The following is a 16804-nucleotide window of genomic DNA, read 5'->3' on the forward strand; positions in this document are numbered from 1 at the left end:
GAAAAATCGGTATAACAGCCTGCTACAAGGGTAGCAATTTACCTTGATAAAGTGTAAAATGTTCAAAAGCGGCCCGGATTTTGCCCTGCCGCCGCCCTTGAGGCAAAAATCAACGATGAATTGGGAGAAAGCATATGAAGAAAATTTTGACCGTCCTTCTCGCCGCATTGCTCTGCCTGACCCTCTTCGCCGCCTGCGGCGCCCCCGCCGAGCCCGCCGCTCCGGCGTCCGAGGCCGCGCCCGCATCCGAAGCCGCGCCCGCGCCGGAAGCACCGGCCGAAGAGCCCGCTGCGGAACCCGCCGAAGCGCCTGCCGACGCGGCGCTGCCCGAAACGTTTGTCCTGGGCCTTGACGCCTCCTTCCCGCCGATGGGCTACCTCGACGAGAACAACGAGATCGTCGGCGTCGACATCGACCTTGCCAGAGCGGTGTGCGAAAAGCTGGGCATGAAGTTCGAGCCCAAGCCGATCGACTGGGACGCCAAGGACATGGAGCTCGGCACCGACAAGATCAACTGCATCTGGAACGGCCTGACCGTCACCGACGAGCGGATCGAAAACTATGAGCTGAGCGACGCCTACATGGACAACGAGCAGGTCATCGTCGTCATGCAGGACTCCCCGATCAAGTCGAAGGCCGACCTGGCGGGTAAGATCGTCGCCGCGCAGAAGGATTCCTCCGGCCTCGAGGCGCTCCAGAAGGATGAGGTTTTCCCGTCGATCAAGGACGGCGTCGCCAAGGAGTACGCCAACTATGTCGACGCGCTGACCGACCTTGAGATCGGCCGCTGCGACGCGATCGTCATGGACTCGGTCGTCGCCAACTACTACATCGCGGAGAACGCCAAGCCGATGACCATCCTGGAGGACAAAATGGCCTCCGAGCAGTACGCGATCGCCTTCAAGAAGGGGAACACGGCGCTCAAGGACGCGGTCTGGAACGCGCTGGGCGAGCTAGCTGACGAGGGCAAGATCGCCGAGATCTCTCAGAAATGGTTTGGCCGCGACGACATGATCAAGGTCAAATAAGTTCGGATCCACCGCAATACGCTGCACTCCCGACCGGGTTCCCGGCCGGGAGTGCGGGCTGTTTTATGGAGCCAAACGCTTTTATCGGGCAGCGTGTTAGCGTCATAAAAGAGCCCGCATCATTTCACTTACATAGGAGCGTGCCTTTATGTCAATCAGCGAGATCGCAACCACTACCAGCGCGATCCTGCAGGGTCTGGGAACGGTTCTGACCCTCTTTTTCGTGGTCCTCGTCGCGTCGCTGCCGCTCGGCTTTTTGATGACGCTCGGCACCCGCAGCCGCGTCGCGCCGCTGCGCTGGATCATCAACGCCTATATCTACGTCATGCGCGGCACGCCGCTGATGCTCCAGCTCTTCTTCATCTATTACGGCCTGCCCTTTGTGAACGACTTCTTTAAGACCGCGCTCCATTCCGCGATGGTCTGCGCGCTGATCGGCTTCTCCCTCAATTACGCGGCGTATTTCGCGGAGATCTTCCGCGGGGGGCTCCTGTCGATTGACCGCGGGCAGTATGAGGCCTGTCAAGTGCTTGGGCTTAACAAGGTGCAGACGACCTTCCATGTAATCCTGCCGCAGATGATCCGCGTCGCGCTGCCGAGCATCACCAACGAATCGATCACGCTGGTCAAGGACACCGCGCTCGTCTTTGCGATCTCGATCACCGAGATCCTCTATTACGCCAAGGCGGCGGTCACCCGCACGGGCAACGTCTTTCCCTATGTGATCGCGTTCGTCATCTACCTGGCGATGAACACCGTCCTCCAGTTGTTCTTCAACTGGCTGGAAAAGAAAATGGCATATTGAGGAGGGCGGGGAAATGAACCTGATAGAAGTAAGCGGCCTCAAAAAGGGCTTTTCCGGACAGGACGTGCTCACCGACGTGAGCTTCACCGTAAAGCGGGGCGACGTGATCGCGGTCATCGGGCCGTCGGGCGCGGGCAAGAGCACGATGCTGCGCTGCCTGATCGATCTGGAGAAGGTCGATGGCGGCAGCATCGTCGTGGAGGGGGAGCCGTTTGTCACCGACGGGGTCTATCCGCCGGCGGCCAAGGTGCGGGCCATCACCGCGAAGATGGGGATGGTCTTCCAGTCCTTCAACCTCTTCCCGCATCTGTCGGTGCGCAAAAACCTGACGATGCCGCTCGTCAAGACGCAGGGCGTCGCCCGCGAGGAGGCGGACGCGCGCGCGATGTCCATCCTCGGCAAGGTGGGGCTCCAGGACAAGGTCGACGCGATGCCCTCGACGTTGTCGGGCGGGCAGAAGCAGCGGGTCGCGATCGCACGCGCGCTCATGCTCAACCCCGACATCATGCTCTTTGACGAGCCGACCTCCGCGCTCGACCCGCAGCTCACCGCCGAGGTGCTCGGCGTCATGCGCAAGCTCGCGGAGGAGGGGATGACGATGGTGGTCGTCACCCACGAGATGTCCTTTGCGCGGGACGTGGCAAACAAGATCCTCTTCATGTGCGACGGGGAGATCGTCGAGTCGGGCCCGCCGGAGGAGGTCTTCGGCAATCCGAAGGACCGCCGGATGGCGGAATTTTTCGGCAACGTGTCCTGAAGACCGTCCGTTTTTCATCGCATAAAAATTTTTTCCAATTTTATTGAAGTAATCCGCGCGTTTGGGCATACTCTATGAGGGAAGAATGAAGCCCGTTGCGGGCAATGACCAAAGGAGAATGTACCATGAAAAAGATATTCGCTGTTCTGATTTCCGCCGTGCTGTGCGTCGGGATGCTTGCCGGATGCGGCTCGAAGCCTGCGGCCTCCGGCGATTCCACCGAGATGAAGGAGGGGCAGACGATCCAGACGGTTGTCGACCGGATCATCGACGAGGTGGGGATCGCGATGCCCGCCGAGATCGACGACACCCTCATGAAGGACGTTTTCTACATCGACCCCGAAAAGGACGTGGACGAGTATTACGGCCAGTTCGCGATGGTCAATGTGAGCGCCGACAACCTGCTTGCCGTCAAGGCGAAGCCGGAACAGAAGGACGCGGTGATCGAGGCGATGGGCAAGCGCCTCAAGGATGTGCAGGCCTCCTTCGCGAATTACCTGCCCGACCAGTCGGAAAAGGCGCAGAAGGGCCGCGTGGTCGACCGTGGGAACTATGTGTTCCTGGTCATCCTCGGGGAGAGCCCGGAATCCTTTGACGACGACCTCGACCGGGCGGTCAAAATCATTGACGAGGCGTTTGCCGCTTAAATCTTGCATAAATCCGCAGGATTTGGTAAAGTGTACTGGATAGCTTCTATTCGGTACACTTTCATTTTGTGACAAAAAGGGGAGAAACCCGTGGTATTCAGCAGCCTGCTGTTCCTGTTCTGCTTTTTGCCGGTGACCTTCGCGGTCTACTATATCGCGCCGGTGCGGCTGAAAAACGCCGTCCTGCTGATAGCGAGCCTCGTCTTCTATTCGTGGGGGGAGATCCGCTTCTTCCCGGTGATGATCGCGGTCATCCTCGTCAACTACTTCGCGGGACTGGCCATCGGCCGGTGGAAGCAGAACCGCGCGCTCAGCCGCGCCGTCCTGCTCCTGTCGCTCGTTTTCAGCATCGCGTGGCTCGTCTTCTTCAAGTACAGCAATTTCCTGATCGACAACTGGAACACGCTGACGGGGATGGCGGTGCCCTATATCGAAGCGGCCAGAACCCTCCCGCTCGGCATCAGCTTCTACACCTTCCAGATCATGACGTATACGATCGACGTCTACGAGGGCAAGGTGGAGACCGAACGCAACATCATCAATTTCGGCACCTTCGTCGTCCTTTTCCCGCAGCTGATCGCCGGCCCGATCGTCAAGTACTCCGACATCAGCCGCGAGCTGCACAGCCGTAAGATCACCCTCGGCGCGGTGCAGGACGGCATCGGGCTCTTCATCCTCGGCCTGGGCAGCAAGGTTCTGCTCGCCAACTCGATCGGCGCGTTGTGGAGCGACGTGGCGGCGGTCGGGTTCGCGAACGTCTCGACCGCTTCGGCGTGGCTCGCGCTCATCGCCTTCACGCTCCAGATCTACTTCGATTTTTCCGGCTATTCGCTCATGGCCATCGGCATGGGCAAGGCGCTCGGGTTCACCTTCCCGCAGAACTTCAACTACCCCTACATCTCCCGCAGCGTCACCGAGTTCTGGCGGCGGTGGCACATGACCCTTTCGGGGTGGTTCCGCGACTATGTCTATATCCCGCTCGGCGGCAGCCGCAGAGGCCCGGCGCGCAACGTCCTGAACCTGCTGGTCGTCTGGGCGCTCACCGGGCTGTGGCATGGCGCGAGCTGGAACTTCGTGCTGTGGGGGCTCTACTATTTCGTCCTGCTCATGATCGAACGGATGGGCTTGCGCGTGTTTCTGGACAGGCACCCGCTCATTTCCCACGCCTATTCGCTGCTGGCGGTCATGCTCGGATGGGGGCTCTTCGCCATCGAGGGGAGCTTCGGCGCGCTCGGCGTCTTCTTTGGGAAGCTGTTTTCCCTTACGGGCGGGAATGAATGGATGTTCTACCTGCGCAACTATGCGGTCGTGCTGGCGCTGGGAATCCTCTTCTCCATGCCGGTGCTGAACCGCATCCGCGACCGGCACCCGAAGGTCTGCCGCGCGCTCGCGCTGCCGTTTTTGGGGCTCATACTGGTGCTTTCGGTCGCCTATCTGGTGGACTCCACCTACAATCCGTTCCTCTACTGGAACTTCTGAGGAGGAAGCATGATGCAGACCTTTCAAAAATATCCGCTCGTCTTCCTCTTTGCGGCCTTCCTGCTGATCGTTTCGGCGGCGAACCTGCTGACCCCCGACCGGGAGAAGAGCGAGCTCGAGAACCGCCCGCTCGCCCAGAGGCCGAAGCTGACGGCGACGGCGCTGCTGGCGAAGGACCAGGAGAACAAGTACACCCAGCGGTTTGAAACCTACCTCAACGACCAGTTCGTCGGGCGGGACGGATGGATCACGTTCAAATCGGTGAGCGAATCGGCGCTCGGAAAGATCGAGAACAACGGCATCGTCTACGGGTCGGACCACTACCTGTTCGACCGGTACGAGACGGTGGACGAGCGCCGGTTTTCGATGAACATCGAGCTGCTCGGGACCTATCTGGCCTCCTACCGGGACACCGCGCCGATCACTGTGGCGGTCATCCCGAACTCCTATGAGATCCTCGCGGACAAGCTCCCAAAGGGCCTGCAAAACGTCGGCCAGGCGGCGCGCGTCGCCGAAATCTACGGCGCGCTGCCCGGCGGCGCGGACACGCTCGACCTCTTCCCGGTGATGCGGCTCGCCGCGTCGGAGCGGCAGGCCTACTACCGCACCGACCACCACTGGACGACCTGGGGCGCCTACAACGCCTACCGCGCGTTCGTCGAGTCCCGGGGGCTCAAGGCGGTGGAATTTTCCGCGCTGGAGCCGCTGAGAAGGGAGGCCCCCGGCTTCTACGGCACCTACTTCAGCAAGTGCAAGCTCTTTTCCGCGGTCCCGGACACGATCGAGTGGTACGATATCCCCGTCTCCTCGGTCACGGTGGGCGGGGAGGAGAAGCCCGGCCTTTACGACGCGGAGAAGTGGGGGGAGCGGGACAAGCACGCCGCCTTCCTGTGGGGCAACAGCGACCTGACCGTCGTCAAATCGGAAAACAACCTCAACCACCAGGAGGGGCGGACCTCCCGCGTCCTGCTCATCAAGGACAGCTATGGGAACCCGTTCGCGCCCTTTCTGACCTACAGCTACGACGAGGTGTGGATGGTCGACCTGCGCAACCTGACGGCGCCGATGAGCGAGGTCATGGCGGGGGCGGAATTCGACGACGTGCTCGTGATGTACAACTTCGAGAACTTCGCGCAGGACTCGAATTTCACCTTCCTCAACCGTTGACGATCAAAAAAGACAGCCGCCCGCGGGCGGCTGTCTTTTTTATTTTTTTGTCTGTTCGGGCGGGTCGTCGTCGGGCAGGGCGTCGAAGTCGGGGATCTCCGCCTTCATCGGGATATTGAGCTCGAGCGTGCGGGTATCCGCGCCCGCGCCGGGCGCTTCGCCGGGATTCTCCGGTTCCGTGGGAGGGAACTTGCCCCAGCGCTTGCCGATCTTCCCGGTGAGGATCAGGACCAGATAGAGCAGCCCGAAGAGGAGCAGGAACCCGAAGAGGAACCGCAGAAACACATAGGCGTTGTCGGGTTGCGGCTCCACATAGCCGGGATACCGCTCGGGCGGCAGGTAGGGCGAGAGGCCGGACGCGTCGGTCGAAAGGGCGATCACCGCCGCCTCCGTTGCCGCGACCTCAGAAGGCCCGCCGGGGGTGGCGGCATAGCCGCCGTCCTGCTGCCGGAAGGATTGGAGCGCGTCGTGCAGGTCCCGTCCGTTTTTGGTGAACCGCGCGTCGCCCAGGCCGATGCCGCAGGTGCGTACCGCCGTCAGGACCGCCGCAGTGCTTTCGCAGTCGGGGCGGCCGTTGCGGAGGAAGGCGCCGTCCTCATCCTGCCGGGTGCTCAGCCAGGAGAGCGCCCGGTTGACCGCGGTGTTCACGTAGGGGATGTCCCGGCTCGCCGCGAGGACGGTGACCGCCCGCGCGGTGGTCCGTACGTCCGGGTCGCGCCCGGCGGCGGAACCGAACCCGCCCGCGCGAAGCTGGGAGGATACAATATAGTCGATGACAGCGGTGGGGGAGTTGTGCGCGGAGACGGGAGACTGCGCGTCCGCCGCGCTGTAGGCGGCCAGCGCCAAAAGCGCGCCGTCCAGCCCCTCCTGGTAGATGTTTTCATGGGAGTAGAGGGCGGAAACGAGGTCGGTCTTTTCAAAGGAGGCGGGATCCTGCCCGCTCTTGACCAGCCCGATGATGCCCCGTTCCAGCGCGCGGGGAGAGGAGAATCCATCCGCTACGCTGCCGCGCAGGTCCCCGGACAGCTTGGTAACGGCGTCCTCCCGGACGGCCTGTCCGCCGAGCGAATAGGCGAGAATGCTGTTTTCTCCCGGGGGATTGGCGTCGAGGTACCGCCAGGTCTGTTCGGCGACGGGGGCCGGGGCCGCGTCGCCGGGGAGGGTTTCGGCGCTGGCCGTGACGGCCGAAAACAGGAGCAGCGCGCCGGCGGCAAAGGCCGCGAACCGTCTTTGCAAGCAGCAGTTCCCCTTTCATTAAGTGGCTCATAAAAGTATAATACATTGCCGGGTGGATTTCAACTGCATTTGGAAATACATTTTTGCCCAAAATAGGGTTTGAAAGATGCGCCTCCATCATGTATAATAGCTAGAGGAATATCGACGGAAAACGAATAAAGAAGGTGCTCATGTGGCGACAAAATTTATTGTGCCCCTCCAAAAGCTGATCAGGGATTTTAACCTTGAGGTGGTCTACCTTCCCGAAGACGCCGCCGGGATCTCCATCTCCACGCCCGAGGTCAACCGGCCGGGGCTGCAGCTGTCCGGCTTTTTTGATTATTTCGACCACCAGCGGATGCAGATCCTCGGAAAGAGCGAGTTTGCCTTCCTCGACCAGTTCGACGAGGAGGAGCGCACCCGCCGCGTGGACGACTACTTTGCGAGCCAGCCCTCCGCGGTCGTCATCACCCGGAACATCGAGGTGACCGACCGGATGCGTTCCGCCGCGCAGAAATACAAGGTCCCGCTGCTGCGCACCGCCGACGGCACCTCCGCCTTCATGGCGGGGCTCATCGGGGAGCTCAACGTCGAGCTCGCCCCCCGCGTCACCCGTCACGGCGTGCTTGTCGAGGTCTACGGCGAGGGCATCCTGCTGCTCGGGGAGAGCGGCGTCGGCAAGAGCGAGACGGCCATCGAGCTCGTCAAGCGCGGCCACCGCCTCATCGCGGACGACGCGGTGGAGATCCGGCGCGTCTCCGCCAAGAGCCTCGTCGGCTCCTCGCCCGAAAATATCCGCCACTTCATGGAGCTGCGCGGCGTGGGCATCATCAACGCCCGCCGCCTCTTCGGCATCGGCGCGGTCAAGATGACCGAGAAGATCAACATGATCGTTCAGCTCGAACAGTGGGACGCCGCCAAGGTGTACGACCGGATGGGCATGAACGACGAATACACCGAGGTGCTCGGCGTGCAGATCCCGTCGCTGACCATCCCGGTGAAGCCGGGGCGCAACCTCGCCATCATCATCGAAGTCGCGGCAATGAACAACCGCCAAAAGCGCATGGGCTACAACGCCGCCCAGGAGCTGCTCGAAAAGCTCGGCATGGTCGAGCCGGACGGCGGCAACCCCACCGACTGGGGAGATTTCTAATCCGGAAAGGAACCTGACTGCATGCAGATCATCGCGGAAACCCACAGCCACACCGTTGCGTGCGACCACGCGTTCAGCACCATCTATGAGAACGTGCAGTACGCCGCGCGCAGCGGGATCCGATTTCTCTGCGTCACCGAGCACTGCCCGGCGATGGAGGGCGCGCCGGGCGGGATGTTTTTCAGCAACCTGCCCAACGTGATTCCCGACCTGATGGAGGGGATCGTCGTCCTCAAGGGCGCGGAGACGAACATCATCGATTACGAGGGGGGCCTCGACCTGCCCGACCGCAAGCTCGCGCGGCTCGACTGGGTGATCGCCTCCTACCACATCAACTGCCTCGCGCCCGCCACCGAGGAGGAGCACACCGCCGGCTGGCTCGCGGTCGCGAAGAATCCCCTCGTCGACGTGATCGGCCACGCGGGGGACGAGCGCTACCGCTTCGACGTGGACGCTGTTGTAAAGGCGTTCGCCGAGAACGGAAAGATCGTCGAAATCAACGCCCACTCCTTTGAATGCAGGCCCGGTTCGGCGGAAAATTGCCGCAGGATCGCGGAGAGCTGCAAAAAATACGGGGTGCGGGTGGTGTGCAGCTCGGACGCGCACTTTTTCACCCAGATCGGCAACGTCGGCGCGGCCGTCGAGATGCTGGAGGAGATCGGCTTCCCGGAGGAGCTTGTTATGAACGCCGACTACGGGCGTTTTCTGGCGCTCGCGCGGGAAAAGAGCGGGCGTCCGCTGATATAAAGCCACCAGGAGGACATCAAGAGGAAAGGGAGAGCATACGATGAGTTATTACGTGGGAATCGATCTCGGCGGCACCAACATCGCCGTCGGCGTGGTGGATGAGGACTACCGGATCGTCGGCCGTGCCAATGAAAAGACCAAGGCGTTCCATCCGGCGGAGGAGATCGCGGACGACATGGCGGCGACCGCGCGCCGGGCGGTCGAAAACGCGGGCGTCACCTTCGACGAGGTCGCGTGGGTGGGCGTCGGGACGCCCGGCACCGTGAACCCCGAAACGGGCATGGTGGGACTTGCGGCGAACCTCGGCTTCCACGACACCCCGCTGGGGATGCTCGTCGCGGAACGGCTCGGCAAGAAGGTCTATGTCGAAAACGACGCCAACGCCGCCGCTTACGGAGAACTGATGGCCGGCGCGGCCAAGGGGCTCGACTCGGTCATCCTGATCACGCTGGGCACCGGCGTGGGCGGCGGCATCATCATCGACGGAAAAATCCAGTCGGGATTCAATTACAAGGGCGCGGAGCTCGGGCACATCGGCATGGTCTACCAGGGCGTGCCCTGCACCTGCGGCCGGCGCGGCTGCATCGAGTCCTACTGCGCGGTGACGGGGCTCATCCGCATCACCCGCGAGTCCATGCAGCTCAACGCGAAATCCAAGATGTGGGAGCTCGCGGAGGGCAGCCTCGACAAGGTGAGCGGCCGCACCGCGTTCGACGCGATGCGCGCGGGCGACGAGGCGGGCAAGGCGGTCGTAGACCAGTATATCGACTACCTCGCCTACGCGGTCAGCGGCATCATCAACCTTTTCCAGCCGCAGGCGGTTGTCATCGGCGGCGGCATCAGCAAGGAGGGAGAGACCCTCTTCGGCCCGATGCGGGAGCGCGCCTATCCGCAGACCTTCAACCACGACCCCAACAACTGTTCGCAGATCATCAAGGCGAAGCTCGGCAACGACGCGGGCATCATCGGCGCGGCGCTGCTCGGCAAACAATACAAATGATTTTCCAGGAGGCTTCATGAGCGGGATACACGAGCTGCGGGCGTACTGCGAATCGATCGGGTGCGCCTGCCATGCGGACGAACCGATGTCCAGGCACACGTCGTTTAAAATCGGGGGGCCGGCCGACCTGCTGGTCCGCCCGGCGGACGCTGAGACGGCCGCGAAGGTTATGCGGCGGGCGGGGGAGCTGGGCGTTGCGCTCACGATCATCGGCAGGGGATCCGACCTGCTCGTCTCGGACGAGGGGATCCGGGGCGCGGTGCTCTCCTTCGACGAGCAGGCCGCGAAGCCCGGGATGCAAGGCCCGGAGACGATCTTCTGCCCCGCGGGCGCGAGCCTGACGGCGCTCTGCGTCTTCGCGTGGCAGCGGGGGCTGTCGGGGCTGGAATTCGCCTACGGCATCCCCGGCAGCGTGGGCGGCGCGGTCTATATGAACGCGGGCGCCTACGGCGGCGAGATGAAGGATGTGCTTGAAAGCGTCCGCTGTCTCACGCCGGAGGGCGGGGAACGCGTCCTCGGCGCCGCGGAGCTGGAGCTCTCCTACCGGCACAGCTGGTTTACCGGCCGTCCCGGGCATCTCATCACCGGCGCGGCTTTCCGGCTCCAAAAGGGCGACCCCGCCGCCATCCGTGCCAAAATGGACGATCTCATGGAGCGCCGGAAGCAGAAGCAGCCGCTCGAATACCCGAGCGGCGGCAGCACCTTCAAGCGTCCGGCCGGCTCCTACGCGTCGGCGCTCATCGACCGGTGCGGGCTCAAGGGCCGCCGGGTGGGCGGCGCGATGGTCAGCGAAAAGCACGCGGGCTTCGTCATCAACTACGACAACGCCACCTGCCGCGACGTGCTCGCGCTCGTCGAACTGGTCCAAAAGGAAGTGCTGGAGAAGACCGGCTATACCCTCGAATGTGAAATCAAACTGCTCTGAGAGCGCCCGCCAGGCGGGCGGAAAAGGAAGCCTATGGAATTTGTAATCATCACCGGCATGTCCGGTTCGGGAAAATCCCGCGCGATCGCGGCGATGGAGGATATCGGCTACTACTGCGTCGACAACCTCCCGCCCAAGATGGTCAAATCCTTCACCGACCTGTGCCTCCAGGCGGAGGATAAGGTGGATAAGGTCGCGCTCGTCATCGACGCGCGCAGCCGGGAAATTTTCGGGGACATCTTCGAGGGGATCGAGGAGTTTCTGGAGGCGTCGAGCGGGTTTCAGACCCTCTTCCTCGACTGCGAGGACGCGACGCTCATCCAGCGGTATAAGGAGACCCGCCGCACCCACCCGCTGATGGACGACGAAAACACCTCGATCGAGGAGGCCATCGCGGAGGAACGGCGGCTGCTCTCCCGGCTGCGGGAGTGCGCCGACTATGTGATCGACACCACCTACCTCTCGGTCAACCAGCTGCGGGAAAAGGTGGTCGGCATCTTCCTCGACGACAAAAACCAGGCGATGCTCGTCAACTGCATGTCCTTCGGCTTCAAATACGGCCTGCCCAAGGAGGCGGACCTTGTCTTTGACGTGCGCTGCCTGCCGAACCCCTTCTACGTGCCCGAACTCAAGAGCCTGACCGGCCTCGATGCGCCGGTACGGGAGTACGTCCTCAAATGGGAGCAGGCGCAGAAGCTGATCCCCAAGCTGTTCGACCTCGTCGACTACCTGCTTCCTCTCTACCGGGACGAGGGGAAGACCCAGCTGACCATCGCGGTCGGCTGCACGGGCGGGAAGCACCGCTCGGTGGTCTTCGCACAGCTTCTGGAGGAGCACATGCAGGAACAGAAGGTGCGCAGCACCGTGACCCACCGGGATATCGCCAAGCGCAAGGAGTAGCCATGTCGTTCGCCTACCGCATCAAAAGTGAAATCTGCAATAACAGGCCGTTTCGCCAGCGCCGCAGGTGGGCGCTCGCCTACGGCCTTTTGCTGTTCGGACGCGCGTTCGGGCCAGAGGAGATCTCGCTGCACACCGAGCACAAATTCGTCGCGCGGCTCTACGCGGACAGCATCTCCGACCTGGTGGGCCTCGGCGGGAGCATCACCCTGCGGGAGGTCAAGCGCAAGGACCGCCGGAGCGTCTACCTCGTGACGGTGGACAGCCTCTCCGACCGGGTCGCCGTGCTCTCCCGTTTCGGGTGCAGGGCGGGGGAGGACCCCCGCCGCGTCGACTTCGCGCATGTCCCCGAGGAGGAGGCCGCCGCCTTTTTGAGCGGGGCGTTTCTGGCGTGCGGTGCGGTGTCCGACCCGGAAAAGGGCTACCGCGTCGAATTCGCGACCCAGCACCAGCCGCTCGCGGACGACCTTGCGGCGCTGCTCGCGGAATATCTCGCGCCGCCCAAGCGGACGGTGCGCCGCAACGACTACCTGCTCTACTACAAGGAGAGCGAAAACATCGAGGACCTGCTGACCTACCTCGGCGCGCCCAAGTCGTCGCTCGAATTGATGGAGGTCAAGATCGTCAAGGAGCTGCGCAACCGGGTCAACCGCGCCACCAACTGCGAGACGGCCAACATCTCCAAGACGGTCAACGCGGCGCTCTCCCAGATCGAGGACATCCGGCTGATCGAAGCGTCGGGAGGCATCGGTTCGCTCGACGAGGAGCTGCGGGAGCTCGCGCGGCTGCGGCTGCAAAATCCGGACATGTCCCTGCGGGAGCTGGGCAAGGCGCTTACGAGCCCGATCTCCCGGTCGGGCGTCAACCACCGCCTGCGGCGGATATCCGAATACGCCGCGGAGCTTCGAAGGAAAGAGCACAGGGAGGAACAGGCATGATTCTGACGACGACCCCTTCAGTGGAAGGGAAGCATATCACGGAATATCAAGGCGTCGTGTTCGGCGAGGTGATCGCGGGCGTCGATTTCATCAAGGACTTCACCGCCGGGCTCTCCAATTTCTTTGGCGGCCGATCCGGTACCTATGAGGAGGAGCTGCTCCGGGCGCGCGAGGAAGCGATGCGGGAGCTGGAGGAGCGCGCGCGGGCGCTCGGAGCCGACGCGGTCGTCGGGATCGACGTGGATTACGAGGTGCTCGGCGCGAACAACGGCATGCTCATGGTGACCGTGTCGGGCACGGCCGTGCGGCTTGGATAGGGCGTAAGAGAAACGGGCAAAGGGGGAACGGAAATGGCCGATTTTGCGCATCTGCACGTACATACCGAATACAGCCTGCTCGACGGCGCCTGCCGGATCGAGCGGCTGGTCGAGCGGGTCAAGGCGCTCGGGCAGTCGTCCGTGGCGATCACCGACCACGGCGTGATGTTCGGCGCGATCGACTTTTACAAGGCCGCCAAAAAGGCGGGGGTCAAGCCGATCATCGGGTGCGAGGTCTATGTCGCGCCGCGCACCCGCTTCGATAAGCAGCACAAGGTCGATTCCTCCCCCTACCATCTTGTGCTGCTCTGCAAAAATAACACCGGCTACCAGAACCTGATCAAGATGGTGTCCGCCGGGTTCGTCGAGGGCTTCTACTCCAAGCCGCGCGTCGATCACGACCTGCTCGAGGAGTATCACGAGGGGCTCGTCTGTCTGTCGGCCTGCCTCGCGGGGGAGATCCCCCGGATGCTCGCCGCGGGGGATTACGACCGCGCGAAGGAGACGGCGCTCTGGTACCAAAACGTCTTCGGCGAGGGAAACTATTACATCGAGATCCAGAACCACGGCATCCGGCTTCAGGAGCAGATTCTGCCCGACCTGCTGCGGCTCTCCAAGGAGACGGGCATCGGCCTCGTCGCCACCAACGACGCCCACTACATCGAGAGGGCGGACGCCAGGATGCAGAGCGTGCTGATCTGCATCCAGACGAACACCACGGTGGACGAGCCGGGCGACCTCGAATTTGAGACGGAGGAATTCTACGTCAAGAGCCGTGACGAGATGGCCGCGCTCTTCCAGAACTACCCCGGCGCGCTCGACAACACCCTCAAAATTGCGGAGATGTGCAACGTCGAGTTCGAGTTCGGCAATACCAAGCTCCCGCTCTTTGTCGCGCCGGGCGGGGAGGACAACCTCTCCTACTTCAAGCGCCTCTGCTACGAGGGCCTGCGCCGCCACTACGGCGATCAGCCCGAACCGGCCGTCGCGGAACGGCTGGAGTACGAGCTGGACGTGATCATCAAGATGGGGTACGTCGACTACTACCTCATCGTCTTCGACTTCATCAACTACGCAAAATCGGTCGGCATCCCGGTGGGGCCGGGGCGCGGTTCGGGCGCGGGAAGCCTCGCCGCCTACTGCATCGGCATCACCGGCATCGATCCCATCCGCTACAACCTGCTCTTCGAGCGGTTTTTGAACCCCGAGCGGGTCAGTATGCCCGACTTCGACATCGATTTCTGTTACGAGCGGCGGCAGGAGGTCATCGACTACGTCGTGCGCAAGTACGGCGCGGACCATGTCGCGCAGATCATCACCTTCGGGACGATGGCCGCGCGCGCGGCCATCCGCGACGTGGGGCGGGTGCTCGGCGTCCCCTACCAGCAGGTGGACGCGATCGCCAAGCTCGTGCCGAACGAGCTGAAGATGACGCTCGACCGGGCGCTTTCGGTCTCGGCGGACCTCAAGCAGATGCGCGAGAGCGACCCCAAGGTCGCAGAGCTGCTCGACATGGCGCGCAAGATCGAGGGGATGCCCCGCCACGCCTCGACCCACGCGGCGGGCGTTGTCATCACCCGCGACCCGGTGGACAGCTACGTGCCGCTCTACAAGGCGGAGGAGACGATGCCGGTCACCCAGTTCACGATGACGACCCTCGAGGAGCTCGGGCTGCTCAAGATGGACTTCCTCGGCCTTCGCACGCTGACGGTCATCAGCTACGCCGAGAAGGAGGCCGCCAAACGCAGTCCCGGCTTTCGCGCGGACAGCATCCCGCTCGACGATCCCGACACCTTCGCGATGCTCACCAAGGGGCAGTGCGTCGGCGTCTTCCAGTTCGAGTCCGCGGGCATGCGCAACGTGATCGCCCAGCTCGGCCCCGAGTCGATCGAGGATTTGATCGCGGTCATCTCCCTCTACCGCCCCGGGCCGATGGAGTCGATCCCCACCTACATCCGCAACCGCCACAACCCCGGGCTCGTCACCTACAAGCACCCGCTCCTCAAGCCGATTCTCGACGTGACCTACGGGTGCATCGTCTACCAGGAGCAGGTCATGCAGATCTGCCGCGCGCTCGGCGGCTACTCCTACGGGCGCGCCGACCTCGTGCGCCGCGCGATGTCCAAGAAGAAGCACGATGTGATGGAGAAGGAGCGGGAGGTCTTCGTGGAGGGCGCGCAGGCCAACGGCGTGCCCCGCCAGACCGCGAACGAGATCTTCGACGAGATGAGCTCGTTCGCCTCCTACGCCTTCAACAAATCCCACGCGGCGGCCTACGCCTTCGTCTCCTACCAGACGGCCTACCTTAAATGCCACTATCCGCGCGAGTTCATGGCGGCGCTGCTTACGAGCGTGCTCGACAACACCGACAAGGTCATCGAGTATATCGGCGAGTGCGGCCGCATGGGCATCAAGGTGCTGCCCCCCGACGTCAACATCAGCGGCGAGGGCTTCACGGTGAGCGGGGACGCGATCCGTTTCGGCCTGCTCGCGGTCAAGAACATCGGCCGGGGCTGCATCCGCGAGCTCATCGCCGAGCGGGAGGAGAACGGCCCCTTCCTCGACTTCTCCGACTTCTGCGAGCGGATGTACGGCAAGGAGACGAACAAGCGCGCGGTCGAAAGCCTCATCAAATCAGGCGCGCTCGACTGCGCCTGCAAGAACCGCCACAGCATGCTGGAGGGCCTTGAGGCGATCCTCGACGACATCGACGCGGCCGCCAAGCGCAACATTTCCGGCCAGATCAACCTCTTCGACAACCCCGACGTGGGGATCAAATCCGCCCACCAGCTTCCGCATGTGGAGGAATACGAGCCCTCCGAGCTGCTCGCGATGGAGAAGGAGACGACGGGGCTCTATATCAGCGGCCATCCGATGGCGCGCTTTGCCGAGATGATCGAGCAGGAGCACTGCACGCTGATCGCCGACATTTCGAACGCCGAGGAGCGGGGGAGCCATATCGCCGACGGCGCGTCGGTGCGCGTGGCGGCGATCGTCTCCTCCAAGCGGCTCAAATCGACCCGCGGCGGGGAGATGATGGCGTTCGTCATGCTCGAGGACACGAGCGGCAGCATCGAGATGCTGGTGTTCCCGAAGGTGCTCACGCAGTATTCCCACAAGCTCGCGGAGGGCAGCGTCGTCATCGTGCGCGGCAGGGTGTCGATGCGCGAGGAGGAGGACGCCAAGCTGATCTGCGAGGCCGCCGCCTCGCCCGGCGAGCCGCTGCCCGAGGGTTCGCCCGCGGGGGCGGGCCGCTATTCCGGCGCGCCGCGCCGCGAACGGGCGCCGCAGGCGCCCGCACGGCCCGCCGCGCCCCGCAGCAAAAACGCCGGGGCCTACCTGCGCATCGACAGCGCGTCGGCGCCCGTCTACGACCGGGTGAAAAACCTGCTTTCGATCTTTTCGCCCGAAAACGGCGGGACCGGCCGGGATGCCGTATACTTCTATTTCAAGGACACGGGGAAATACAACGTGGCCGCGCACGCTCTCTGGGTAGATTACAACCCTGTGCTCGAGCGGGAGCTCAAGAAGCTGCTCGGCGCGGAAAACGTCGTATATAAACAATAAATTTCACGGGTTTTCTTTGAAATTATCCAGTACTATGATAAAAATTAATCAGGTTGAATCAAATCGCTTGCACAAAAGGGACGAATCTTCTATAATTATTTCGGTAAAATGCCGATAATCGGGCATAAGTAAGATTAGAACGCGGATTTTCCGCAGACG

At 62.8% G+C, this 16804-nt stretch carries 15 protein-coding genes; 14 read left to right on the top strand and 1 reads right to left on the bottom strand.

The annotated features are described in order from the left end of the window. Positions 1-134: 134 nt before the first annotated feature. The 6 genes from NE609_RS01040 to NE609_RS01065 all read left to right on the top strand — a co-directional run bounded on the left by NE609_RS01040 (position 135) and on the right by NE609_RS01065 (position 5883). Positions 135-1028 carry an amino acid ABC transporter substrate-binding protein gene (locus NE609_RS01040; protein WP_256151423.1) on the top strand — a complete coding sequence of 298 codons (894 nt, stop codon included), beginning with the start codon at positions 135-137 and terminating at the stop codon, positions 1026-1028. A 148-nt stretch (positions 1029-1176) separates the two neighbouring features. Next, the gene (locus tag NE609_RS01045) at positions 1177-1833 is read left to right on the top strand and encodes an amino acid ABC transporter permease (RefSeq protein WP_101550828.1); all 657 of its coding nucleotides are present in this window, start codon (positions 1177-1179) and stop codon (positions 1831-1833) included. Between the two features lie 13 nt (positions 1834-1846). Next, positions 1847-2590: an amino acid ABC transporter ATP-binding protein gene (locus tag NE609_RS01050; RefSeq protein WP_101550826.1), complete on the top strand. Its 744-nt coding sequence runs from the start codon at positions 1847-1849 to the stop codon at positions 2588-2590. Between the two features lie 125 nt (positions 2591-2715). After that, positions 2716-3237, top strand: a complete 522-nt coding sequence (locus NE609_RS01055; protein ID WP_256151424.1) for a DUF4358 domain-containing protein — start codon at positions 2716-2718, stop codon at positions 3235-3237. Positions 3238-3327: 90 nt separating this feature from the next. Then, the gene (locus NE609_RS01060) at positions 3328-4716 is read left to right on the top strand and encodes an MBOAT family O-acyltransferase (RefSeq protein ID WP_256151425.1); all 1389 of its coding nucleotides are present in this window, start codon (positions 3328-3330) and stop codon (positions 4714-4716) included. A 12-nt stretch (positions 4717-4728) separates the two neighbouring features. Next, the gene (locus NE609_RS01065; RefSeq protein ID WP_256151426.1) at positions 4729-5883 is read left to right on the top strand and encodes a DHHW family protein; all 1155 of its coding nucleotides are present in this window, start codon (positions 4729-4731) and stop codon (positions 5881-5883) included. A gap of 39 nt (positions 5884-5922) precedes the next feature. Here the strand turns inward: NE609_RS01065 and NE609_RS01070 are convergent, their stop codons facing one another. After that, positions 5923-7119, bottom strand: a complete 1197-nt coding sequence (locus tag NE609_RS01070) for a prenyltransferase/squalene oxidase repeat-containing protein (protein ID WP_121585674.1) — start codon at positions 7117-7119, stop codon at positions 5923-5925. Positions 7120-7291: 172 nt separating this feature from the next. Between NE609_RS01070 and hprK the strand changes: the two genes are divergently transcribed. The 8 genes from hprK to NE609_RS01110 are packed head-to-tail and all read left to right on the top strand — an operon-like array spanning position 7292 to position 16645. Continuing rightward, a complete protein-coding gene (gene hprK / locus NE609_RS01075) occupies positions 7292-8251 on the top strand; it encodes an HPr(Ser) kinase/phosphatase (RefSeq protein ID WP_101550816.1) in 960 nt (319 codons plus the stop codon). Between the two features lie 21 nt (positions 8252-8272). Then, positions 8273-8998, top strand: a complete 726-nt coding sequence (locus NE609_RS01080) for a phosphatase (protein WP_256151427.1) — start codon at positions 8273-8275, stop codon at positions 8996-8998. 40 nt (positions 8999-9038) lie between these two features. Further along, on the top strand, positions 9039-9998 hold the full coding sequence (locus NE609_RS01085) for an ROK family protein (RefSeq protein ID WP_101550812.1): 960 nt from the start codon (positions 9039-9041) through the stop codon (positions 9996-9998). 16 nt (positions 9999-10014) lie between these two features. Beyond that, the gene (gene murB / locus NE609_RS01090) at positions 10015-10923 is read left to right on the top strand and encodes a UDP-N-acetylmuramate dehydrogenase (RefSeq protein WP_101550809.1); all 909 of its coding nucleotides are present in this window, start codon (positions 10015-10017) and stop codon (positions 10921-10923) included. A 33-nt stretch (positions 10924-10956) separates the two neighbouring features. Further along, positions 10957-11823: an RNase adapter RapZ gene (gene rapZ / locus NE609_RS01095; protein ID WP_101550807.1), complete on the top strand. Its 867-nt coding sequence runs from the start codon at positions 10957-10959 to the stop codon at positions 11821-11823. Positions 11824-11825: 2 nt separating this feature from the next. Then, a complete protein-coding gene (whiA, locus tag NE609_RS01100) occupies positions 11826-12761 on the top strand; it encodes a DNA-binding protein WhiA (protein ID WP_256151428.1) in 936 nt (311 codons plus the stop codon). Then, complete coding sequence (locus NE609_RS01105; protein WP_101550803.1) at positions 12758-13078, top strand: putative heavy metal-binding protein; 321 nt, start codon at positions 12758-12760, stop codon at positions 13076-13078. Before whiA ends, NE609_RS01105 begins: the two co-directional genes overlap by 4 nt. A 33-nt stretch (positions 13079-13111) precedes the next feature. Continuing rightward, positions 13112-16645, top strand: a complete 3534-nt coding sequence (locus tag NE609_RS01110) for a DNA polymerase III subunit alpha (protein ID WP_256151429.1) — start codon at positions 13112-13114, stop codon at positions 16643-16645. Positions 16646-16804 lie beyond the last annotated feature (159 nt).

It is taken from the genome of Anaerotruncus sp. DFI.9.16, assembly GCF_024461615.1.
In the GTDB taxonomy this organism is placed as follows: domain Bacteria; phylum Bacillota; class Clostridia; order Oscillospirales; family Ruminococcaceae; genus Anaerotruncus; species Anaerotruncus massiliensis.